This window comes from Sulfurimonas gotlandica GD1, from assembly GCF_000242915.1.
Classification (GTDB): Bacteria; Campylobacterota; Campylobacteria; order Campylobacterales; family Sulfurimonadaceae; genus Sulfurimonas; species Sulfurimonas gotlandica.
The window spans coordinates 707,344-731,643 of sequence record NZ_AFRZ01000001.1 but is presented as its reverse complement, the minus strand read 5'-3'; the positions used below and the strand labels follow the sequence as shown (position 1 = coordinate 731,643).

Genomic DNA, 24,300 nt, shown 5'->3' with positions numbered 1-24,300 from the left:
ATAACTTATATTCATCGAATATAATAAATAACACACAAATTATTATTTAAGTAGTCTGACTCTAAAGCATGCACCATGTTCTTTATTGCAAGCTTCAATTACGCCTTTTAGATGATCTTCAATAATCATCTTACTCATATATAGTCCCAAGCCTGTTCCTGTTTTTTCATCTTTAGTTGTAAAGTAAGGATCGAAAATCTTTGGTAGTACTGCTAGGTCTATACCATTTCCATTGTCACAAATCTCTGTATTGACATATTTGTCATCATCATAAACTTTGATTTTTATTATAGGCTTTTCTATGCCGCTTGATAACATGGCATCTTTTGCATTATTTATAATATTTACAAAAACTTGCATAAGCTCTCTTGGATATGCATCTACTTCAGAGTCAGATTCAAAAGAAGTTTGAAGCTCTATAGAGTTATTTACAAGGCTATTATTAACGATGGTAACAGTCTCTTCTATAATATTTTGAAGTTTAATCTTTGAGACTTCCCTATCCGGCTTGAAAAAGTTTCTAAAGTCATCGATAGTTTTAGAGAGATGCGAAGTCTGATTGAGAATACTTTGAGAAAACTTTTCAGCTTCTGTAGCATCAAAACTATCTAAAGCGATATCTAGTAGTACATTATTTGCAGCCATAGCAATGATACTTATAGGTTGGCGCCATTGATGAGCTATCATTCCTATCATCTCACCCATAGCAGCGTGACGGGATTGCATCATTATGAGATCATCTTTGTGTTTTAACTCAGTTACATCTTTAGCTGAAGATATCAATATACGAGTACCCTCATTAGTAGTCTTCAAAGGACCTGAACTAAATGACCAGATGAGTTTTTCACCACTTTTTGTAGTGATCTCAAACTCTCCTTCATCTATTTTTTCTGTAATTGCATAGAGGTTTTTAATGTGTTCTTTCCTGTCTCCAGAAGTAGTTGGAGCAACCTTTTTAGTCCACTTGTCAATGGTGTTTATCTCTTCATGTTTCCAACCTGTCTTTTCTTCCCAAGCTTTGTTTATCATTAAGATATTTCCATTTTCATCATGTATAGCCATCGGGTCAGGAGCTTCATTGAAGATTGTTTCTAATTCTTTTGATTTTTGCTCAAGCATAGAATTAGAAATTAATAGCTCTTGTTCGGCATGTTTACGTGCTTCATTGTCAATGATTACACCTTCTAACGCTATGACATTATTATCTTCATCATAGATGCCAAGACCATGTTCCCATACCCATTTTGTCTCACCAGAAGCGGTAGTGATACGATATTCAGATTCAAAGTTACCTTCCTTCTTTAGTCCATTTTGAACATCTTCCCAGACTTTATCTCTATCCTCCGGATGAATTACTTCAAGAAAACTGATTTTTTTGTTGTTCATCACATCATTTGGTTTGTGGCCTGTTAAGTTAAAGCAACCCTCACTTATAAACTCCATACTCCATTTATCGTCATTTTTACATCTGTAAGCCATACCTGGTAAGTTGTCCATAAAAGCCAATAATTGTCTATTGCTCTCGGCTAAAGTTTCCTTAGCTATTTTACTATCTGTTATATCTCTGCTCTCTGCAACGAGATACTGGACTTTTTCTTCTTCATCTACAACAGGTTTTAGTGAGAAGTCAAAATAGTGAAGCTCTCCATCTTTTGAATAGTGTGTAACTTCTCCTTGAATAGTTTCACCATTAGAAGCTTTTGCTATGCTCTTAGTGAGCCACTCTCTTAGATCTTTACTATGTTCCCACCAAGGAGTGTCTATAAATAGTTTTCCAACTAAGTCAGACTCTTTTGCATCTATGAACTCTAGTGAAACGTTATTTACAGATATCACTTTTCCTTCAAGATCTATAATCCCAGCAAACTGAAATGTTTGACTGAAAATACTACGAAACCTAGTCTCATTTTCAAGTAATTCTTGCTCAATTTGTTTTTGCTCAGTAATATCTTGAGTAGTCCCCGTTGTTTTGATAGCAACATCATCTTTATACTCTGCTTTCCAACGATGTTCTAAGTGTCTTATCTCTCCATCACTTTTTCTCATAATCCTGTTATGCGAAATATTAATTCCTTTTGAGTGTAGCGAGTGTTGAAAATCTGCTTCTGAAGCTTCCAAATCATCTGGATGAACTTGTTTATAAAAAGTATCTTTTTCAAGTTCCATATCTAAATCTGTAAATCCATAAATATTATAAATCTCTTCTGTAGCTATTAACTTATCTTTTTCTAGGTCATATTCCCAGCTTCCAAGTTTAGCTAAAGCCTGAGCCTCTTTTAAACGTTCTAGAACATGTTGTTGTTCTGTTACATCCACTGAGTTTCCAACTAAACCAGATATATTTCCATTTGAGTCCACTAAAGGAGATTTTGTAGTTAAGAGATATACCTGACTTCCATCTGGGTAAGTAACCCACTCAAAGTTAGATTTTGCTTCATTTACAGCGAGCATTTTTTTATCATATCCACGGAAGAAGTCTGCAATTTCTTTTTCAAAAAAGTCATAATCATTTTTTCCTATAATCTCATCTTTTGATTTGCCCATAAACTTTTCAAAAGCGCTGTTACAAGCTATGTAAGCGAGATTAGTATCTTTTACAAAGATTAGATTATCCACGCTACTGATGATATTTCCGTATAGTTCCTTGATCTGTAGTATGGTGTTTTCATACTCTTTTTCTTTTGTAATATCTGTGTGAGAACCTATCATACGTATAGGTTTGTTGTTTTCATCAAATATAGTTTGACCACGAGCTTCTATCCATACCCAGTGTCCATCTTTATGTTTTAATCTATTTATATTTCTATACGTGTCTGTTTTACCTTCTTGAGACATTTTTACATCAAAAAATGTTTGTTCTTTATCGTCCGGATGCAGAAGACTATCCCATGTCTCAAATGTATTTTCTAGCTCATCATCTGTATAGCCAAGAATCTCTTTCCATCTAGGAGAAAAATATAACGTGTTATTAACTAAATCCCAATCCCAGATGCCGTCTCTACTTCCTTCAAGTACAAGTTTTAGTTGTTCTTGGGTGTTTTTTTTGTATTCCTCTAGCTGACGACGTTCAGTTACATCAAATATTATCGAGTATAGTAGAGTCTCTTTCTCAAACTCAATTGGACCAGAATATACTTCCACATCTTTTATTTCACCGTTTGCAAGTCTGTGTCTAAAGTTAAACTTATCAATATTTTCTTCTTTAGCTTGTTTTATCTCAAAAGCCACTTCTTCTTCAGTTAAAATATTTATTTCATTTATGTGCATTGAGGTTAGTTGCTCATAACTATATCCATAAAACTGGAGAGCCTTTTCGTTACAGTCTACTATTTTCCCACTATTGGCATCTATAATAAGTTCAGTAGCTTTGTTACCTTTAAAGAGTGTTCTGTATCGCTCATTACTATCTTTTAAGATGGACTCTAATCTTATATTATTAATGGCATATGCTATATCTCTTGCAAGTTCATTTAAAAGAGAGATTTCATCTTTGTCATTGAGGTACTCTTTATTTATAGAGATATTCAAGTATCCGTATAGTTTTTTCTCATATTTTAGGGCTATATTAAAAGCGCTCTTTCCATTATAAAAGTTCATTAGTGGACAGTTTGGACAGTTATTTAGTATATCTTCTATTGACGAGTAGAACTCATCTGTTCCTTCTGTCTTTTCGACGCAGTGAGGGGTCCAGTTTGACTCTACCTTTTTTTTAAATGAGATGAAGTTTTCAGAATCATCTGAGCCTACGAGTTGGTTGATATTGTTTGCATCATCAAAAGTAATTATCCAGGCATTTCCATATACATAGCTAGAAGCTAATGTGTCACAACTCTTTTGCAGTAGGTCTTTAAGCTCTTTTTCTCTGATAATTATTTGATTTACATCTCTTACTAGAGAGAGAACGTCTGTTAGATGCTCATTTTTGTGAAGGTAGCTTGATGTTCTTTTGATAGTAAAGTAGACCACTAAGATAAAAAGTAGTAAAAGTAAGATGCTGACTTCAACGTTTATAAACCTTAGTTTATCAAAACTAGAGTGAGATTTATTTTTAAATTCAGTAGCTTTGTTTTGTGCATAAGTATATAGTTTTAGTGAAGCCTCTTCTAGTTTAAGGGTATGCTCATGACCTTTGCCCTTAGTAATGGCAATGGCTTCATTTCTCTGCTCGTTTTTTATAAGAGTTATAACTTCGTCACGTATTGGTTTCCAAGCAGTAAATAGTTTTTTTGTTTCTTTTTGAAATTCTAAACCTTTTTCTCCCAATATTTTTTTTTCAATAATATTAAGGTTTTCATATACCTGCTTTTCGTTCTCGTCTACTCTTTTTATAAACTTTAATAGTTCTTGATCAGATGAGGATAAAACAACATCCTTCATGTCTCTATGGATTTTATATACGCCTAGTTTTACTTTGAGTGCAGAGTTTGAGACTTTTAAGGGATGTTCGTAAAGGTCTGAAGTTGTCTTGTGTATAGTCTCTATCTGGTAGAAACCTACAGTCTTCGAGGCTATTGCCAAAATGGCAATAACTATAAAAGCAAAGAAAAGAAGATTTATCTCTTTTTTATTTTGATGATTTTTTTTCATAAACTACTTCCTAATAAAGAGAAGTTAAGACTTATAGTTGAAATCTTAGAGCTAGAATTATTATAGCAAATTATATTTGTTTTTATCTTACTTCAAAATCCTCGCTGAAATTCTCATCACACTCTGATCTTTCTATTGCGTTTACTTCACTGTCGGCCGAGCCTTGTTTGAGTAAGTTCATGAAGTACTCTAGTTTTGATGTGTGGCATGTTACACAGGCTTCGACACTGCCATCTGGCATGTTCTTGATATATCCGCTGTAACCTGCATTTTGTGCTTTTTTTTGAACACTTGCTCTGTAGTAAACACCTTGTACTTTTCCGGTGATTTTAAATTTATAATTTTTCATACAAACATTATACACCTAGTTTTATATTTTTGTATTTAAGTCTATTTATATTAAACTTCATCCACTTTAAACACAAAGGACTAAGATGGCAACAGGTTTTTTTGCTGTATTTGATGACATAGCAGCACTTCTAGACGATGCAGCTGCGATGAGTAAAGTCGCTACTAAAAAAACAGCGGGCATACTGGGTGATGACTTGGCTGTAAATGCACAAAAAGCATCAGGTTTTGCATCTTCAAGAGAGCTTCCTGTACTTTGGGCTATAACCAAAGGTTCTTTTAGAAACAAACTCATCATACTTCCCATAGCCTTTTTACTAAGTGCTTTTGCTTCTTGGATAATAGTCCCCATACTAATGCTTGGTGGAGTCTACTTAGCTTATGAGGGAGTAGAGAAAATCTTTGAGTACTTCTTCGCACATAAACATGCAAAGAAGAAAGAAGCTTTCAAATCTCTCTCAAAAGAAGAGATACTGGAGATAGAAAAAGCAAAAGTAAAGTCGGCAATACTTACAGACTTCATACTCTCTATAGAGATAGTCATCATGGCTCTTGGAACAGTTCTGGAAAAATCACTCCCCGTACAGATAATAGCTGTAACTATAGTAGCAGTCTTGGCAACCATAGGAGTTTACGGTATCGTAGCTCTCATAGTCAGAATGGATGACTTTGGGTTTAAACTCATAGAAATGGCGGACAATGGTAAAAGCCTTTTAAAGTTAACAGGTGAGATGTTAGTTCAAGCTCTGCCCAAAGTCATCAGAACATTAACGGTTGTTGGAACACTAGCTATGATACTTGTAGCAGGTGGGATTTTTGTACATAACGTGCATCAGATACATGACTTTTTGCATCTGCTTCCTGACGTCGTGGCGGAGTTACTGGTAGGGCTTGTTATAGGTGCTATAGCTGTTCTAGTGCACAGTTTGTTTGTAAAAGTGGTGAAAGTTAAATAAGCTTCAAAACATCCTCAAAGCCACCAGCAACTATCTCGGCTGAGCAGGCTATCATTAGGTTGATGGGGTAGTCAAAATCTTCGATGATTTTGCCATCCTTATCTGCATAGAGTCCATCAGTTAATGTAGTCACTTCATCAAAGTTGTCTATATAGGCTGCGGTACTCTGCATATAGCCATATACTTTTTTACCTAAAGCACTTGCAAACCCACACTCCCATACTGTCCCGCTGTCTGCTTCTTTACCTCTAAAGGTATTTAGATTTGCTATGACAATATCTGCGTCTTTTATTAGTTTCAGATTGGCGTGAAATATATCTTGAGCTATTTTTTGTTTTGCTTGATTAAAATCTACAACATTATCAAGTGGATATAAACCTTCATGACCATACATCTTGCATAGTTTAGAATAGTCCTCTCCTATCTCTATGGAGTTTTGTTCAAACACATCAGGTCCTGCAATATATATTTTCATATTCACCTCAAACTTTTAACTATTATTTACTTGATTCATTTAGTTTTTTATAATTCTTACAAGCACCAATATTTCCGCTATCACAGGCTTTAAAAAACAACTCTTTTGCTTTTTCTTTGTCTTGTTTTACTCCATCGCCTCTGATGTAGATTATTGCTAGATTATTACAACTGTAATCATTTCCAGCATCACAAGCTTTAGTGTAGAACTCAATCGCTTTAGTTTTGTTTTGTACCATTGAGTCCCCTTTAAAATACATATTTCCTAGAGTATTACAACTATACTTACTTCCACCATTACAAGCTTTAGTGTAAAGCTCAATGGCTTTTTTCTTATCTTGTTTTACAACTTCACCAAGATCATATAAAACTGCTAAATTATTACAACTCTTCATATCTCCGTCGTCGCATGCTTTAATGTAAGCTTTTACCTTTTCTTGAGTGCCTTTTTTCGTACCATGATGAGAGTGGTCATGACCTGTACTGGCAAATAAGTTTATGCTAAATAGTAATCCTACGCTCATAAAAATTTTAATCATTATTAATCCTTGATAATTTTTTATTTGTGTATTGTATCAAAAGGTATTATGGTTTCTTTAGAGTTTTAGTTTTTAATATTTTAAATTTGGTGGATTGGATTGAATAATGGTGGAGCTGTGGAGAACATAAGCTTACCTATATTTAGAGGTTTTTTGTTAATTATTTAAAAGTTGTACCTAAAACTGTACTTATTGAAAATGTACCAGTGATATCAAATACTCTTTTTAAAATAATACAGCAGCTAAAAACAAAACATCCTTTTGAAATTTCGTTTTGAGCTATTTATGGTGTTATCCATAATGAAATTTATAATATATTGTATACTATCACTCATAAAATACTCTACATTAATTTTATTCACAGGTATTCTACTAAGATATCTATAATATGAATTATAAGTCTTTACTAAAATATATTATACAATATAAGACGCATTTTATGAGAGTGTAAAATAATTTATTTAATATATAAATTAAACTATACTTTCTTTGTACAAATACTTCCATACTTCAAAAGCCTCATTCTTATCTAAAATTTTATGACTTACCGTGTTAAATATTAGCCGTTCTTCATTTATAATAAATGCTGTATATGTCTCCCAGCCTATGCCTCGTGTATAAAACTTATTATTTGAGTTATCTTTTATGAACCTCTCTTTAAAAGCTTTAAAAGTTTCTCTCCTAAGAGTAGTTGTATTATTAAATATATTATTAAGTGTATTATTATCTTTTAACTTTTCTTCTATAGGATCCTTAACTTTTGTTATAGAGGGTGTAAAAGAAACATTAAGTACCCTCTTTAATATTTGTTTAGTACCCTCTTTGTATACAATTGTAGATTTTATATAACGTTTTTCGATTAAACTTTTTATGACTAGAGACACTCTTGTTTTAGATATTTTAAAAAAGTCAGCAAAATACCCATTACTTGCAAAGCAACCATCTTTATTGTCTAAGCTTTTAATCTCTACAAAAAATATTTTTTCCTGTGTTGTTAATTCATTAGATAACCATATTTCTTTTGGTATCCATATACCCTCAAAGCGTCTATCCTTATCCATGAAAAAAAAATCCTATATAATTATCACTAATGTTATGCAATGAGTACATTTTTAAGTACAACTTTACAGCAAATTTACAAGAAGCATGTGATATAAACCTAGTTCTATCCCCACTTGTTCCATAGTATTTAAACATGAGATTGAATCCAGTTTATAATATCTTTTTCAAGCCATCTACTCATCTTTCCAATTTTTATTTGCGGAGGAAATTTATTTAGAGCAATTAATTTATATAGTTCGGATCTACTTATTGCAACTTTATTGATAACTTGTTGCAGCTTCATTAAATTATCATCTTTTGATATACTACGCTTCATGTTTTTTCCTCATATGCTATGGTGGTTGAAATGTGAAAATAAACGAACCAAGAGTGGCAACTCTTAGTTCGTTCAACTTACTTTTTTATATATTCTCTCTTCTTTTGATTCAATAAAATTCTAATTGTTTTTTCACCTACTTTTTGGTATACTTAGAAATAATACAAGTTTATACCATCTTTTGGGGTATAGTACCATTAAAATTCTAAAATAAAAATTAAAGGCAATAATTTGTTAGGGAATAAAATAAAAATTATCAGAGAGCAAGCTGGATTGAGTCAAAGTGATTTTGGCAAAGAGCTTGATGTAAATCAAAGAACTGTTAGCAACTGGGAAAGTGAAAGGAACGAACCATCTATTGTGGCGATTAAAACTATGGTTAAGAAATGGAAAGTTTCACTATCTTGGTTAATATTGAATGAAGGAACAATAAATCCAGAGATTGATCAAATATATGCAGAAGTAAAAGAAGATATATTTAAAAAAAATAAAGAAGATGAATTAAAAAAAGTTTTGATAAACTTTCAAGACAAACAAAATGCCATGTATGCAGTGGGATTAAAAATAGAAAAAATTAAAGGCCAGAAATTTTTTGACATATTGTCAAATTTATGGACAGGAAGAGGTGAACGGATTCTGATTTTTTTATCTAGCTTTTTAGATTATTTAACAACACAAAATATAGAGTTTAATCCAAAAACTTTAAAAGATGACTTTACGAAAGCTATTGAAAATTATCAATTATCAGATAACCCAAATTTTAAACATGTAGTTGAGTTTAAAAAAAGTGATAAAGAATATTTATTGAAATGGGTTGAAGATGAATTAGATGAATTAACTGTATATGAAATTTTATTTTCTTTATCTGAACTACAAAAGAATGTAAAAAAACAACTATATATATTTCACCAATTTGCTATTAAATATAACATACCAGTGTAAATATTACAAGTCACTATTGAGTTTAAAATCCTGCCTTTTTACTATACATGAATAGCCACAAATAACATCGAATAAGCTTTTACAGTGTGCTAGATTATACTATCTCTATATTTAATTAAATACACTAGTTAGTATAACCTTATATGCTATTTATAGATAAGTAAGATTAATTTATCGATAAATGGTGTTCTATATAGTCTAGAAGGAATATTTTTTGCTTAATTGATGGGTAAATGAGCATGATATAAAACAGATTGTACGCCACTTAAATTTATTGTACCTTAGTTGGTATGAATACTCTGATTTTTGAAAATTCATGTCTTTAAAGTTTAAGCATTTGCACATATTATGAGATTATCTCCAACAATAAATTCTTTGCTTACTAAAAAAACAAGAATCAGCATCAATATTTTATAGATGCTAGACTTGAGTGTCATAATTTTTGTTATAGATCTTGCTCCATTTTCAATATAATATAATTAATCTCGTCATTTAAAATATTACTTCAACTTTTTTAATAATTATCATCTTGATTTTTTTTGGAATTGATTTTTACAGGTAAAAATATCAATTTTTTTAATCTATAAAGCAATATATATAATATATATAAAGGTATATCCCTTTGTTCATATATTTTAAAATTTCAAAATTTTACGCTCTTTTATAATTGCCTTAAAATTCAAGACACCTAACTTAATGTAAATAGTAGAAATTCTTTAATTTCAAGCTTTTCTAAAAGTATAAAAAAGAATTTCAAAATTCTTTTTTGCTCATTCCATATGTCCACACTTGTCCTTATGAATCCATGTGAATCCACCTAGAAAATGATACTAAAAATATGTAGTAAATATATATAAAATGTTTATATTTCTTTAAGCCGAGAAGCTATAAAGTTATGAATCTTTTTAAAATTAGGAGTAGGAAATGATAGAAGAATTGTACGGAAACTATGAGTTTCAAAGTGCCCTGGACGTTGGTGGATTGTTGAGTAGTGAGACTAAAATGTTTTTCTTTTTTAAATTTGTTTATGCTGAACTTGAGGAAAATCATAAGATCCTTAAAGACGAAAATATCTCCATGCTTCCATGCGTTTACTATGAGAATAATTATGATAAATATATTGTCTTGGAGTACAACTTTTTAGTTCAGTCTATGGGAAGATTTATAGATAAATATTCTCTTGGTGATGCAGAGATGTTCCTTGATTTGTTCAGTGCAGTACCATATGACAAAAAGCCAAATGGAACACAAATAATGTGACATCACGCATGCATTTTGAGAAATTTGGAAGTGTGCGTATATCAACACGCCAAAAACAAGATATTCTCATATTAAATATAGTATACAATCAATATATAGTAATGATAGTACAACTATACAGTTTGGTGCTGTCATGCTACCCTCAAAGAGATTGCAAGAAATAATTGGAGAGGAGCTTGTAATTGATTTTTTACGTGCTTCAAAAGTCTCTAATGCAGAGCAGGTGGCTTTTGGAACAGTAGATGGTAAAAATAGTATTCCGAGCTGTAAAAAATGGTGGGAAAAGAATAAAAAAGAATTTACTAAAAAATTATTTTTTAGTAATAATGCATTGACACTTAATGCAGGATAGTTAGAAACCAATCAAATAACTAAAGAGCATTTAATAATCAATAGGTAATTGTATGCATTTGTATTAAATCTGTGTAATCTCCATCATCAGCTTTTTTCAAAGCCTTAATGTAATCACTTCTTTTAGGATTCTCTTTAGCCAGTAAATCTTCTTGCCATTTAACTGGCATTAAGCCATTCTGACGAAGATAGATGTTTGCCAGCATTCTAGACCATCTGCCGTTACCGTTTTGAAAAGGATGGATTTGTACTGCTCTGTGGTGTATTCTTGTAGCAGTTTCATATACATCAAATGATTTGTGTTTAATCCAATACTCTATATCATCAGATAGTTTTTTCAACTCCGTAGGAACTAGATAAGCTTTTACACCAATTGATAGTTCATTATGTCTCAGTTTACCTGCCCACTCCCATACATCGCCAAACATTTCCATATGAAGTGTGAGCAGCCACTCATAACTAAAAGGAGCGTCTTTTTTAGTAGGCTGTGCAGATAGATATTTTAGAGTTGCATTTGCAATATTCTCTGCCTCTTTTACATATATTTCTTTGATTGTGTAAGATTTTGAATGAGAGAGCTTTAACCCTGACATATCATTGAGTGGCGTTGCATCATCAATCTGCTTAGTGCTGTCAATCATTATGCAACCCACAATCTGTTTTTATATGAGCCCGTTAAAAACTCTTTTTCAAATTTATGAATTATTTTCTCTAAACTATTTTTTTCTAAACCCTGCATCTCAAGAGCAGAAGTGCTTTGAACTAAAGATGCCATAAAGATAGCTTTTTGTTTGGCTCTTTGTTTTTGTAACTGTTTTAGTGGTACTGACTCATTACCTGCAAAATCAAGACCGAGAATATTTGTTAAACTCTCAACTGTACTTAGTTTAACATCATCACCGGCAAAGAATCTATTCAGAGTTCTTATACCAAGATTACTTAGTTTTGCTAGATTCTCAATAGTAATATTAAGTTGCTTTCGTCTTTGTTCAGTTTTATTGATTAATTCTAATCTAAGCATAATGAATCCTTTTTTATTAATTATGCCATAAGTGACATATAAAAGTCAAATAATAGTGTCGTAAGTGGCATGTAGTATTTGACTTTATTAAATATTAGTCATAGTTTTTTGCTAAATATACTTCTTAGGTCCTCTCCTCTTTGGTTCACCAAAAAAGAGTCCATACAAAAAAGCAATAATCCAAAAACTAACATACCCATATAAAACTATAAGAAGACCATTGGCAAAAGCATTATCCACAAACCACCTATCAAAGTCCAAGAAAAATAGAATAGTCTCTTTCAGTTTTATATTAAAAGTTTGCAGCAATTTATTCTCTACAAAAGTGTTTAGAAGTACTAAAACTCCTGTACTAAACAGATAAAGATATATTTTTGTACCTAATGAATGAACATCTAAGTAAAATGCCCTAGCCACACCCATATATACAAAAAAGTTCACAACCATTCCTACTATAATAGATACTTTATGTATATCACTATTATCAGTCAACACTTTAGATATCTCAAACCCTATTATGCCACCAGGGGCTAAAGGGTAAAGTATTATCAGCGCTAATAGAAAATAGAAAATTATAACTCCAGCTATTATTGAATCTAATAGACTTCCTTCACTGCTATCACTCATCTTATTCTCCTTATAGTACCTGATCTAAAAACTCATTGAATCTGGGATATTCATCATTATCAATAGCGATTACTAAAAACCCGCACATAGTACTAATAAATATCACAAACACAAGCGCATCAAGTGCTGTTGGCATTTGTTCTGGCAACGACTCAACAAACTCTCTTATTCCTGAGTATTTAATAGACAGTATCCAATCCTGATACATACCTGCTAACCACTCCATAACTATATAAGAGCTCTCGCATGCTCTAACACCTTAAAAGTATAGTCAACCATTTCCATGCTACCAACCAATACATAAAACACCTCTTTGTTCATAAGTAACTTCATCTTACCTCTCCTTCTTTGTTGCTATATAATATTCAATATCGGTCAAATAATCAAGCGATTTTTTTACTTTAAATAAGAGTGAATTATTAGAGGATATATATTTATATAAATAGTGCCCCTTGTGATACAATAGTGCTAAATAAAAGATGAAGGACTCACTATGGAACATATCCAAATTGGGATGATAGCTTTTTCAGCATTTACTACTTTGGTGCTTTTTTTAGTTGTAGATTTAACATTTGGCAGAAGATATCACGAGGAAGATGAAGCCAAGAAAAAAGCTGAGTTTAAAAAGAGTTTCTTGAAGGTTAAACAGTTATGAATCTACTTTCTAGCTCTTTGGGATGTTAGAAACTCCATGTCAGTCTGATAAAATACTATCAAGCGATTGGATTAAGCTTTAAATATATGGTTCAATATCTCACATTTTTTGTTCCATAAGTCCTTAGAGTTTGTGGAATTTTTCAGTTTTTACTTTTTGAACACTTTATGGAACACATAGAACTTGTTATTGATATTTCTGTTCCAAATATAAGAGAATATGTAAAATTTCATATTTATGATATCCTTTTAAATATAATTTAAAAAGCAATAAATAACTATTAAAAGGTGTCAATCATGAAAATTTTAAAATTGTTATTATTAATTAGTGTACCAATTATTATTGTCGGTAATGTCTATTTAATCTTGGAATATAAAAAAATTGGACAAGAAAAACTAAATTGGGTTGAACATACTCATGAAGTGATACATGAAGCGAATATTTACATTAGTGCTATGAAAGATATAGAAACTGGTCAAAGAGGTTATCTCTTAACATTAAAGGATGATTATTTAGAACCATATATTTTAGGTTTATCTAAAGCGAAAAATAGTTTTGATCAATTAAAACAATTAACTTCAGATAATCTTTCACAGCAAAAGCGATTAGATTTCATTAAAGAATCAATGAATCTAAAACTCGATGAGCTAGCCACTACTATTAAATATGCAAAAGATAAAAAGATAGATAAATCGTTTGATTTAGTAAAAAATGATATCGGTAAAAAGTATATGGATGATATTCGAAAATATGTTAAGCAATTTACTAAAGCAGAATTTAAATTGCTTGAAAAAAGACAAAATGAATATAATAACTATCGAAAGAATATAACACTCCTTATAATATCTGAAATTATGGTTTTAATTTTAATAGCAATCATATTCTTCTTCATTTATAAAAATAATATTCAAAAAAAAGCGCATGCTGAAATTAAAGAGTATGTTAGATTAGTTGACAAAAACATCATTACCTCTTCTACAGATTTAAAAGGTAATATTACCTATGCTTCAGAAGCTTTTGCTCAAATAAGTGGCTATTCTAAAGTTGAGTTAATTGGACAATCACACAGCATAGTAAGGCATCCAGATATGCCTAAATCTATATACGAGGATATGTGGAATACTATAAAATCAGGTAAGACATGGAGTGGTGAAATAAAAAATAGAAAAAAATCAGGTGATTACTATTGGGTAAAGACATCTATTTCACCAAAGTATAATAATGATAATGAACATATTGGATTTACAGCTATAAGACAAGATATTAGTGATAAAAAAATGATAGAGAAGATCTCAATAACGGATGGTTTAACAAATATATATAATAGAAGACATTTTGATAATCTATTTCCCCAAATCATTAAAACAAGCAGACGAAATAATGAACTTGTATGTTTTCTAATAATGGATGTAGACCACTTTAAACAATATAATGATACATATGGGCATCAAATGGGAGATGGAGTATTAATAGACTTAGCTACTGTACTTACAAATAATTTAAAACGAGATGACGATTACTGTTTTAGACTTGGCGGAGAAGAGTTTGGAGTGCTTTTTAAATCAGATAGTAAACAAAAAGCAGAGATTATTGCCAATAAGTTAAGAGAATCAATTGAAGATTTAAAAATAGAACATAAAGGTAATAGTGCAAGCAGTTTTGTGACTGCTTCTGTGGGATTAGTTTGTTTAAAAGCACAAGATATAGTAGATGAAGCCCAAGTTTATAAAATGGCAGATGATTTACTCTATCAAGCAAAAGAGAATGGTCGCAATAAAGTTTGTATAAATAAACATACTGACAAAGATATATAAAACAATATATTACAAGGAATTGAGATGGCAAATACAAGAAATAATATAATTTTAGTTATATTTTCAACAATAGCAATACCAATAATACTTGGACAATTGTTAAATAGATATGTCCCTATAACCTTTATAAGTATTCCAATTCACTCTGGACTAGAAGTAGCTGGTGGAGTTATAGCAGTAGTTATCTCAATTATATTTTATATGAAGTATAGAAAGCAATCTGTTTTAACTCACTTTAATTGGGCTACTACAGCACTTCTTGCAATGGGAATAATAGATATTTTTCATGCATCTGTGATGCCTGGAAAAATGTTTGTTTGGTTGCATAGTGTAGCTGTATTTTTTGGTGGTATATTTTTTATAAGTGTGTGGCTAAAAGAGATAGAAGTAAGTAAAAAAACATATAATTTCATACCAATTGTATTCATTGTTTTTTCTATTTTAATCTCTATTTTGTCTATTGTCTTTTCACAATATATACCAGAAATGATTAATCATGATAAAACATTTACTACAACAGCAAATATTCTAAATGTTATTGGTGGTATAGGATTTTTTATAGCATCTATAAAATTTTTAATAATTTATTCAAAAACTCAAGAGATCGAAGATATACTTTTTGCGGGTCTTTCAATGCTATTTGGTATAGCAGGTATTTTATTTGTATCATCTGTTGTGTGGGATATTCAATGGTGGTTATGGCATGTACTTAGACTCTCAGCATACATAATAGCATTTTACTTTTTATATACTGAGTATCAAAAAGAGATTGAAGAGGTTGACAGTGCAAATATCAACCTAATCAATACTACTAAAGAGTTAAAAAACAGTATATCTTTTTTTGAAAGCTTTCAGAATGTTACGAATGAGGGTAATCTTGTTTCAAAAAGTGATTTACATGGTAATATAATATATGTAAATGACAACTTTTGTAAAACAACAGGTTATACAAGAGAAGAAGTTATAGGTAAACCTCATAACATAATTAGACACCCTGATAATGACAGTTCAATATTTAAGGATTTATGGGACACTATACAAGAAAAGAAGACTTGGAAAGCTACTGTAAAAAATAGAACTAAAGATGGAGGATATTATTGGGTAGATACTAATATCAGTCCTATTCTTGATAATGATGGAGAGATTATAGAGTATGTTGCGATACGTCATGATATTACAGAATTAATCAATCAGCGTGATGAAATTGAAAGAAGCTCACAAACTGATACTTTAACTGGTTTAGGAAACAGATTTAAACTTATAAATGATATTAGAGATTCTAAATCAACTTCATTATCACTTTCACTGATTAATATAGATAATTTTAGAGAAGTTAATGACTTCTATGGGCATAGGTTTGGTGATTTTGTTATTATTGAATTTGCAAACAGATTGAGTGATTATTTTTTTGGTATTAAAAATAAAAGCCTATATAGAATACAAGGCGATGAGTTTGCAGTGTTAAATTATATAGATGATAGAGATACTTTTATTGGAAAAATTTATAGTATAGTTGATGAAATATCTGCAAAAGACTTTATGATACAAGATGAAGAAATATCTTTACAAATGACAGCTGTATTATCATTTGAAGATGATAAAAACACTCTTTTTACAACAGCTGATATGTCCATGAAAATAGCTAGAAGAGAGCGTAAAAACCTTTTAATCTACAATAAATCTTTAACACTAGATAAAGAGTATGAAAATAATCTAAATTGGACTAAAAAGCTAAAAAATGCGATTAAAGAAGATAGATTGGTAGCCTTTTATCAACCAATCGTTAATAATCACACACAGAAGTGGGAGAAGTATGAGTCTCTGATAAGAATGATAGATGAAGATGGTAAAGTTATCTCACCATACTTTTTCCTTGATATTGCAAAAAGAACAAAAAATTATATAGAAATAACTAAAATTGTTATTACACAATCATTTGAAGTATTTAAAGATTCAGATGCTGAATTTTCAGTAAATTTAACTATTCAAGATATTATGGATGACTCTTTAAAAGAGTTTTTATTTCAAAAGTTAGAAGAGTATAAAATTGGCAACAGGGTAGTATTTGAGATAGTTGAATCTGAAGGTATAGATAATTTTGACACAGTGTTGGATTTTATTAGAGAAGTAAAAGAGTGTGGCTGTAAAATAGCTATAGATGATTTTGGAACTGGTTATTCTAACTTTGAATACTTATTACAACTTAAAGCAGACTATATTAAATTAGATGGTTCTATGATTAAAAATCTTGATACTGATTTTGATACAAGAGCAGTTGTCTCAACTATTGTGGACTTTGCAAAAAAGATGAATATGAAAACGATAGCAGAGTTTGTAAAAGATGAAACTATAGAGTCTATAGTAAAAGATATGGGAATTGATTATTCTCAAGGTTTTTATTTTAGTGAGCCAACAGAAATACCTAATATTAAAAAATAAAATACAATTTAAATATATTGTGAGTTCCATAACCTGTACCTTATGGAACATGTTCAAAAATTCAAGTCTATTTGGAACAAGAATTCTGTGAGTAAAAATTGTTCCAAATATAAGAGTTTATTCAATAGAATATAAATTTAAGTATATTATTAATGACAAACAAGAAGTTTTGAATAGTCCAAGTATAAACTTTTTCTAAAAAAATTATAGAGCTAAGTTAAAAATAGAAATATTAGTTCAGTTTAAGTATTATTTCATTAACATACTAAAAAAGAAGGTTAATCACATGAAAAAAATCTCACTATTGGCACTACTCTTGAGCTTTACACTTTTTACACAATTACAAGCGAATGTAAAATATATGGTTGAAGATCTACACCCCGACACATCATTGGAAGATGTAAAAAAAACACTTCAGGAAAAAGGTTACAACTTAGAAATAGTGCGTGAAGTGGTGAAGTTTTACAACGGAAAAAAGTATGAGAATATTGTTGTAGGAATAAACATGAACGCATTTAACATGCAAGTAGCAAAAGTCAAGTAGCATTAGAGGGATATAAAGGTCATGGAGTATTTACATATACATTAATTGAAGCACTCAAGGGTAAAGGATATAACCAAGATAATAAAATAACTATTAATGAGCTAAATGATTATGTAGAACAAACTTTGCCAGATAGAACTAAAAAGAAATGGGGATATAGACAAATGCCACAGAGTAGTATGTATGGTACAGATTTTAATATAGGGGCTAAGTAAAATGAAAAAAACAATACTCTCATTTAGTTTCTTACTAGGAAGCATCATATATGCAGATATCAGCGGCATAGGTTATGCTCAAACAAGAGATGAAGCTAAAAAAGAAGCTTTGGCAGACTTATCTCAGGTTATAAAAAGTGAAGTTCGTACAAATTATGAGTCTACCTCATATGCTAATGGCACAGATGGAGGAACGAGTTCAAAATCAAATATAAAAATTAGCTCTAACTTACCTATACTTGGTGCAGATTTTAGTTTCATTGATTTAAAAATTGAAGTAAGAGCAGATGTAAAATTAAGTCCTAAAAAAGTAAGTACTCTCTATATTTATAAGTTGTCTATGCTAAATCGAGAAATCAACTTCCTCTTAGATCAAGTAAAAAAATCTAAATCTAATACTTTGATATTAAATATTTATGAAGAGATTTTTTCCCTATTAAAAGAGTATGATCGGTACGAAAGTGTAGCTGTTATACTTGGAGCAAGGATACCTAAGAGTCCTAACATTACAAAAGGACAAGTAAAAATAGAGTTGGCAAAGTTAGATTCTGAAATAGAGTCTCTTGAATTTGCAGCTGCAGTTCTTGCTAAAAGTTTTAATCAAAAGAAAATATTTGTATATCCACCATTAATGCAAAATTCTACAACTGCCACCCAGTTTAGCTCAGTATTTCAAAAAGAGTTGAAAGCTAAACTTAGTTCAGTCTCATCACCAAAGAGTGCTTCTTACATACTTGTCGGTGAATATACACTAACCGATAAAAGCATGATACTTAACTATGAGCTTTTAAATACATTTTCAAATGAAGTCATAACTTCTAAAACAATCAACATTAAGAAAAAGGTATATGTCAACTTAAAAACTAAACCAAAGAACATTGACTTCAATGCTTTACTAAACTCGGGAGTTATAAGTTCGAGTGATTTAAAAGTTTCACTAAACTCAAACAGAGGAAACGAAAACCTACTTTTTAACAATGGCGAAGAGATAGAACTTTTTGTAAAACTAAACAAGATGGGTTACTTTTACATAGTTGGTTACACACAGACAGTAGAAGCAAAACTTTCATACCTATTAGAGCTGAGTGAAGGTAATGGCAACAGTAAATTCGTAAAGTTTATAAATGCCGATGATGCTTCAAGATGGATAAGCTTAGGAGCGTTTACAATCGAGCCTCCTTATGGAGTAGAGAGCATTCAGGTTATTGCTTCAAACCAAAAAATAACTTCACTTCCGTCAACCAACTATGACGAGAAAAGTGGCTATTATATAATCTCAAAAGACATCAAAAAAGCACTCTCCCAAACACGCGGACTCAAAAAGAAAGTGGGTAAAAAAATAGAGATGAGTGAAGATGTTATGAGTTTTACTACTATGAATAAATAAGGCATGATTATGAAAAAGAGTATTTTTGGTATTAGTATATTAATGGCAGTGTTAGTTTTAATGAATGGCTGTGGAGAACCAAAACCAAAACCAACATATACATACAATTCACCAATCATAGAATATACAGATGAGAATTTTAAAATCACTCATCCTACAGTTGATACACCTCATTCCGGTCTGATAACAGCTTTAGCAATTACATTAGATGACAAGTTTGCTATTACTGGCAGTGAAGATTCATCAATTAAAATAATAAATATTAAAACAGGTCAAACTATAAAAACATTATTAGGTCATTCTAAAGGAGTGACAGATATAGCTATTACTCATGATGGGAAAAGACTTATATCTTCAAGTAAAAATGCTGAATTGATTGTTTGGGATATTGCAAGTGGGAAAATTATAAAAAAAACAAAGAGTTCCTGGTCTGGAAGTACTGTTGGAATTAAAATTCTCAAAAAGACTAATGCTGTACTATCTGTCCATAGAAAAACATTTTCAAGTGAGGTTACACTATCTGATATCAATACCGGTAACGTTACTAAAAGAATAAATTTAAAGTTTAAAGTAACAAGTTTTGATGTAACAAAAGATGAAAATTTTATTATTTGTACAGATGATCCTTTTGGTGCTATAAAAATGGTCGACATCAAAACTGGGAAAATAATAAAATCATTTTCTTCTCAATATAAAATTTCTTCAAATAGAAATTTAGTTACACTTGGAAAAGGTGCTGATTTAGTAAAAATCCTCCCTGATAATAAACATTTTATCAGTACCGGAGGTCATATGCAGGAATATTCTGTTATTTGGAATATAGATAGTGCAAAGCCATTAAAAATTCTTGGCAAAACTGATCCAAAGTCAATAGCTATTTCTAGAGATGGTAGTAAAGTTTTTATGGGTGGATATAAATTTTTAGAAATTTGGGATATAGAAAAAGGGGGAAGAATAAAGCGTTATGATTATCCTCTTGCTACCGTTAGCCCAATTAAATTAACAAACAATGAAAAACATGTTATATCATCTGAATTTACTGCTATAAATAAATTAAATATTAAAACAAATAAGTTTAATGATATATATGAAAGTAAAATTAATCGAATAATACATAGTAGTGTAACACCTAATGGTCAAAGTATTATATACTCAAGTAAGTCAGCAGAAAAACATATTCTAAATGGGTTAAAGCAGCTTGATTTTAAAACAGGGAGATTGATTAGAGAGTTTGAAGGTGCAGTAAAGGGATTTGTTATAAGTAAAGATAGTAAGTATCTTGTAGCTATTGGTTATGACAATATTATTAGAATATGGGGTCTTGAAACAGGACAAATAATCAAAGAAATAGCAGGGCATTTTTCTAAAATATCTGCATTAGATATTTCATTAGATAATAAATATCTTGTATCAGGTAGTAGTGATGGTACTTTAAAATTATGGGATTTAGTAAAAGGTAGAGAAGTTAAGAGCTTTAGTAAAAAATTACAGGACAGTCCAACTATCCGTTCAGTGAAAATTACTAACAATAAAATAATAGTTGGTTCATCGCGTACATTAAGTGGATATGGTTCATTAGAGATATGGGACATTAATAAAAACAAATTGCTAAAAAGGTATGATAATGAGTATACAGAAAAACTTTATTTAGCTCCTAGTGGAAATTTTTTATTTGCAGATACCGGTTATTTAGATTTAAAAACTAATGAACTAGATAATGATAAATTTCGTCGTAAACTATATGATTTAACTGCTATGGCGATTACTTTTGATGGTAAGTTTATTTTTTATGGACAGAGCTCAGGAAAAATAAAACTATTAAATATTAATACAAAAAAAGTTATTAGAGAGTATAGTGGACATACAGGAAAAATAACATCACTATCACTTAGTCCTAATAAAAAATATTTAGTTTCAAGTGGTGATGATGGTACAATTAAATATTGGGATATAAAAACTGGAAAAGAACTATTGACCACTGCTTCATTTACAGACGGTGAATGGCTAAGCATCACCCCAGACGGCTATTTCGATGCATCAAAGAATGGAGCTAAATATCTAAACCTACAAACCGCGCCAATGGAAGTGAGTTCCATAGACCAATACTACGAAACATTCTACCGCCCTGACATAGTAGCCTCAGCTATGAGTGAAGATAAAAACATTCAATATGCAACACCAGCACCAACACTAAAACTCTCAGACGTAAAACCAGCCCCAGAAGTTGCAATCATAGACACTAAAGGGTCTATAGATAAAGAAGAACTAAAAGTAACTCTAAAAATTACTCCAAGCTCAGGAGGAATCGGACAAATAAGACTTTATCTTGATGGCGTACTTATTAAGACAGACGGCGACAGAGGACTGCAAAAGAAACAAGATAAAAATGCAGTTTTAAAAACCTACACCATTAAACTTCCAAAAGGCGAGCACACTCTAAAAGCTATAGTCTACAACGAAGAAAACACTATGGCTTCAAAGGAAGATATTTTAGCAGTAGTTTCAACTTTCAACCCGATTGTAAAACCGAATATCTATGCAGTAGTAGTTGGGATAAACGAATACAAAAACCCAAGTATATCTTTAAAATACGCAGTAGCAGATGCAGAACTCTTTGCACAGACTATCAAAGATAAAACCAAAGGTCTTTACGGTGATGTCAAAGTAGAACTGCTGATATCCAAGGAACAGACTTCAAAAGAGAACATTACTAAAACTCTAAAAGCATTAGAAACTATTTCTCCAAATGACTTGTTTATCTTTTTCGTTGCAAGTCACGGAATGGTAGAAGATGCAAAATATCATATGATAACTTCAAATGTCGGAGCACTCTCAACAAGAGGTATAGAAAAAGAAGCTATCTCTCAAAATGCTCTAAGAGATTTGTTAGCAAATATTCCAACAACTAAAAAGTTCATCGTTTTAGATACTTGTAACTCTGGAGCATTAGGTCAAACACTAGAAGTTGCACTTCTTACTCGTGGACTCACAGAAACCACAGCTATGAAAGTTTTAAGCCGTGCAGTAGGAAGTACAATAATCTCAGCATCTTCTTCAAGCCAAGAAGCACTAGAAGGCTATAAAGGTCATGGTCTTCTTACTTATGTTCTAACAGATGGACTAAATGGAAAAGCAGATGGTGATAGTGATGGATATATAAAAACATTAGAAATAGCAAACTTTGTAGAAGACACAGTTCCTCAGATAGCGGAGAAAGAGTTTAAACGTGCTCAGTATCCGTTTGTATCTCCTCTTGGTCACGGTTTTCCTTTAGTAAAGGTGAAGTAATTTATATTTATATATTACAGTAGAGGGAAGTTCCACATATAGTACTTTTTGGAACATTCTAAGTTTCAAACTAAATTGTTGAACTATGATATAACTTAAATGACTATTGGTTACGGACACAAAACTCTGAACGGTCACAGTTTAAAAAGAATTTCTTAAAAGTTAAACAGTTATAAATCTACTCTCTAACTCTTCAAATGTAATATTATCAGCGGAGTACTTTCCATCATAGAGTTCCCTGCAAATTATCATAGAATTTTTGCCTATAGCTTCACTGGTATGATACTCATTAGTTTTTATATCAAGGTAATTTCTCATATTGTTATCTGGAACTAATGCAAAGATGCAAGATGATAAAGCCTCTTTTGCTTTATCATTAAACGCTGCCATTAAAAACAGATCTATCTCTCGTTCATCTTTAAACTCTTGGAGTAATTTAGCTGGAAATTCAATACTAGCTCCAAACTGAAGTATCTTAGGCATAACATACTCTACGAAGTTATTTGCGGCATTTTTGATATCTGTTTCACTACTAAAAAAACTAGAAGTATATTTTCCATCTATATCAAACTCTATATAGCTGCCGGTTTTTTTGTTGTGGTATATTAAACTTGTCATTAGTGCCTCAAGAGCCTTGCTTATTTAACAGCTTGTCTTCATACTCAGCTTTGCCAGTAGCAAGCATAGCACCAAGAAGCAAAATGATTGAAAGACCTAAATAAAAAGCACTACAACTTCCAGTCACACAATTGACAAGTTCATTTACAAATAAACCTATAGATAATAAAAGTATTATGTACATAAATTTCACCAAGCTAACTCCTTTAACTTCAAGTTCTGCTTATATGATATGCATAATTAGTCAAATAGTCAAGCATTAATAGTTATATTAGAGATAGTAAATTAATAATAGTTTGTGCTATAGAATTTAATTAATATTTAAATTAACAAAAAATATGACAAATTGAAAGATATTTTATGAAAGTTGCTTTTTTTAAATAATATGCCTTAAAACTTAAAAAGGGGAAAAAATGAAAAATCTAGATTTATACACAAACAATGAGTTGCATTTTATTGTTAATGGAGAGAATGTTAAAATAAAAAAATTAGATATCAACGAAATTAAGGATATCTACAATAAGGAATTTCAAAATAATAAAGATACCGAAATAGAAAATATAGCCTTTCTACTTGCTCATCGCAATGCAATACATAATTATGATAAAAATGTTGCGTTTGTAACTTTACAATCTGCTGGAGGAATGCCTATATCATTCGAGGGCTGGAATGAAAAAGGTGATTTTGTAAATAACTACGTAGTTTATAGTGATAGTAGGATATAAATGTCAAAGGTATGCCAAATTTAAGCATATAATTTTATGGACTAATATGAAAAAAATAGTGTAAATTTTAACTCTTTGTCTGTGTTTAGTCTGTTATAGGCGGAGTTAATTTCAGCAGTTTTATCAACAAGT

General features: G+C 30.8%; 23 protein-coding genes and 1 pseudogene. 12 read left to right on the top strand and 12 right to left on the bottom strand.

What is annotated here, in order from left to right; genetic code table 11:
• Positions 1–42: 42 nt before the first annotated feature.
• Together SMGD1_RS03435 and SMGD1_RS03430 are read right to left on the bottom strand one after the other, a co-directional pair.
• Complete coding sequence (locus tag SMGD1_RS03435) at positions 43–4,587, bottom strand: PAS domain S-box protein (RefSeq protein ID WP_008340143.1); 4,545 nt, start codon at positions 4,585–4,587, stop codon at positions 43–45.
• A gap of 82 nt (positions 4,588–4,669) precedes the next feature.
• Positions 4,670–4,936, bottom strand: coding sequence for an acylphosphatase (locus SMGD1_RS03430; RefSeq protein WP_008340168.1), 267 nt, complete (start codon positions 4,934–4,936; stop codon positions 4,670–4,672).
• An 85-nt stretch (positions 4,937–5,021) separates the two neighbouring features.
• Between SMGD1_RS03430 and SMGD1_RS03425 the strand changes: the two genes are divergently transcribed.
• Complete coding sequence (locus SMGD1_RS03425) at positions 5,022–5,891, top strand: DUF808 domain-containing protein (RefSeq protein ID WP_008340135.1); 870 nt, start codon at positions 5,022–5,024, stop codon at positions 5,889–5,891.
• Here SMGD1_RS03425 and SMGD1_RS03420 read toward each other — a convergent pair.
• The 4 genes from SMGD1_RS03420 to SMGD1_RS03405 all read right to left on the bottom strand — a co-directional run bounded on the left by SMGD1_RS03420 (position 5,884) and on the right by SMGD1_RS03405 (position 8,282).
• Positions 5,884–6,366, bottom strand: coding sequence for a nucleoside 2-deoxyribosyltransferase (locus tag SMGD1_RS03420; RefSeq protein ID WP_008340164.1), 483 nt, complete (start codon positions 6,364–6,366; stop codon positions 5,884–5,886). The genes SMGD1_RS03425 and SMGD1_RS03420 overlap by 8 nt on opposite strands.
• Before the next feature lie 22 nt (positions 6,367–6,388).
• A complete protein-coding gene (locus SMGD1_RS03415) occupies positions 6,389–6,904 on the bottom strand; it encodes a tetratricopeptide repeat protein (RefSeq protein WP_008340153.1) in 516 nt (171 codons plus the stop codon).
• Between the two features lie 473 nt (positions 6,905–7,377).
• The gene (locus SMGD1_RS03410; RefSeq protein WP_008340133.1) at positions 7,378–7,965 is read right to left on the bottom strand and encodes a helix-turn-helix domain-containing protein; all 588 of its coding nucleotides are present in this window, start codon (positions 7,963–7,965) and stop codon (positions 7,378–7,380) included.
• 128 nt (positions 7,966–8,093) lie between these two features.
• Complete coding sequence (locus SMGD1_RS03405; RefSeq protein WP_050752161.1) at positions 8,094–8,282, bottom strand: helix-turn-helix transcriptional regulator; 189 nt, start codon at positions 8,280–8,282, stop codon at positions 8,094–8,096.
• Positions 8,283–8,513: 231 nt separating this feature from the next.
• On the opposite strand from SMGD1_RS03405, the gene SMGD1_RS03400 reads away from it, so the two are divergent.
• The 3 genes from SMGD1_RS03400 to SMGD1_RS03390 all read left to right on the top strand — a co-directional run bounded on the left by SMGD1_RS03400 (position 8,514) and on the right by SMGD1_RS03390 (position 10,836).
• On the top strand, positions 8,514–9,224 hold the full coding sequence (locus tag SMGD1_RS03400; protein WP_008340159.1) for a helix-turn-helix domain-containing protein: 711 nt from the start codon (positions 8,514–8,516) through the stop codon (positions 9,222–9,224).
• Positions 9,225–10,148: 924 nt separating this feature from the next.
• Positions 10,149–10,484: a hypothetical protein gene (locus SMGD1_RS03395; protein WP_008340158.1), complete on the top strand. Its 336-nt coding sequence runs from the start codon at positions 10,149–10,151 to the stop codon at positions 10,482–10,484.
• A gap of 133 nt (positions 10,485–10,617) precedes the next feature.
• Positions 10,618–10,836, top strand: coding sequence for a hypothetical protein (locus SMGD1_RS03390; protein WP_008340170.1), 219 nt, complete (start codon positions 10,618–10,620; stop codon positions 10,834–10,836).
• A gap of 37 nt (positions 10,837–10,873) precedes the next feature.
• Here the strand turns inward: SMGD1_RS03390 and SMGD1_RS03385 are convergent, their stop codons facing one another.
• From SMGD1_RS03385 to SMGD1_RS03370, 4 genes are all read right to left on the bottom strand, one after another.
• Complete coding sequence (locus SMGD1_RS03385) at positions 10,874–11,488, bottom strand: mobile mystery protein B (RefSeq protein WP_241761437.1); 615 nt, start codon at positions 11,486–11,488, stop codon at positions 10,874–10,876.
• Entirely contained in the window at positions 11,476–11,856 is a 381-nt protein-coding gene (locus tag SMGD1_RS03380; protein WP_008340635.1) for a helix-turn-helix domain-containing protein, read from the bottom strand. Before SMGD1_RS03380 ends, SMGD1_RS03385 begins: the two co-directional genes overlap by 13 nt.
• A 111-nt stretch (positions 11,857–11,967) precedes the next feature.
• Positions 11,968–12,483: a hypothetical protein gene (locus tag SMGD1_RS03375; protein ID WP_008340144.1), complete on the bottom strand. Its 516-nt coding sequence runs from the start codon at positions 12,481–12,483 to the stop codon at positions 11,968–11,970.
• A 10-nt stretch (positions 12,484–12,493) separates the two neighbouring features.
• Entirely contained in the window at positions 12,494–12,709 is a 216-nt protein-coding gene (locus SMGD1_RS03370) for a hypothetical protein (protein WP_008340632.1), read from the bottom strand.
• 267 nt (positions 12,710–12,976) lie between these two features.
• On the opposite strand from SMGD1_RS03370, the gene SMGD1_RS14705 reads away from it, so the two are divergent.
• The 7 genes and pseudogenes from SMGD1_RS14705 to SMGD1_RS03345 all read left to right on the top strand — a co-directional run bounded on the left by SMGD1_RS14705 (position 12,977) and on the right by SMGD1_RS03345 (position 22,825).
• Complete coding sequence (locus SMGD1_RS14705; RefSeq protein ID WP_008337970.1) at positions 12,977–13,138, top strand: hypothetical protein; 162 nt, start codon at positions 12,977–12,979, stop codon at positions 13,136–13,138.
• A 296-nt stretch (positions 13,139–13,434) separates the two neighbouring features.
• Positions 13,435–14,952: a diguanylate cyclase gene (locus SMGD1_RS03365; RefSeq protein WP_008337850.1), complete on the top strand. Its 1,518-nt coding sequence runs from the start codon at positions 13,435–13,437 to the stop codon at positions 14,950–14,952.
• 24 nt (positions 14,953–14,976) lie between these two features.
• Entirely contained in the window at positions 14,977–17,391 is a 2,415-nt protein-coding gene (locus SMGD1_RS03360) for an EAL domain-containing protein (protein WP_008337761.1), read from the top strand.
• 286 nt (positions 17,392–17,677) lie between these two features.
• A complete protein-coding gene (locus SMGD1_RS03355; protein WP_008338123.1) occupies positions 17,678–17,935 on the top strand; it encodes a hypothetical protein in 258 nt (85 codons plus the stop codon).
• A gap of 38 nt (positions 17,936–17,973) precedes the next feature.
• A pseudogene (locus SMGD1_RS15135) lies at positions 17,974–18,150 on the top strand (hypothetical protein); the annotation flags it as partial.
• Between the two features lies 1 nt (position 18,151).
• Positions 18,152–19,537, top strand: a complete 1,386-nt coding sequence (locus tag SMGD1_RS03350; protein ID WP_008337974.1) for a hypothetical protein — start codon at positions 18,152–18,154, stop codon at positions 19,535–19,537.
• 9 nt (positions 19,538–19,546) lie between these two features.
• A complete protein-coding gene (locus tag SMGD1_RS03345) occupies positions 19,547–22,825 on the top strand; it encodes a caspase family protein (RefSeq protein ID WP_008338061.1) in 3,279 nt (1,092 codons plus the stop codon).
• Positions 22,826–22,987: 162 nt separating this feature from the next.
• Here the strand turns inward: SMGD1_RS03345 and SMGD1_RS03340 are convergent, their stop codons facing one another.
• Both SMGD1_RS03340 and SMGD1_RS03335 read right to left on the bottom strand, forming a co-directional pair.
• Positions 22,988–23,443: a hypothetical protein gene (locus SMGD1_RS03340; RefSeq protein WP_008337799.1), complete on the bottom strand. Its 456-nt coding sequence runs from the start codon at positions 23,441–23,443 to the stop codon at positions 22,988–22,990.
• A 7-nt stretch (positions 23,444–23,450) separates the two neighbouring features.
• Positions 23,451–23,636 (bottom strand): hypothetical protein, encoded by a 186-nt coding sequence (locus SMGD1_RS03335; protein WP_008338125.1) that lies wholly within the window; start codon positions 23,634–23,636, stop codon positions 23,451–23,453.
• A gap of 220 nt (positions 23,637–23,856) precedes the next feature.
• Here SMGD1_RS03335 and SMGD1_RS03330 point away from each other — a divergent pair, with 220 nt between their 5' ends.
• A complete protein-coding gene (locus SMGD1_RS03330) occupies positions 23,857–24,168 on the top strand; it encodes a hypothetical protein (protein WP_008337665.1) in 312 nt (103 codons plus the stop codon).
• Positions 24,169–24,300 lie beyond the last annotated feature (132 nt).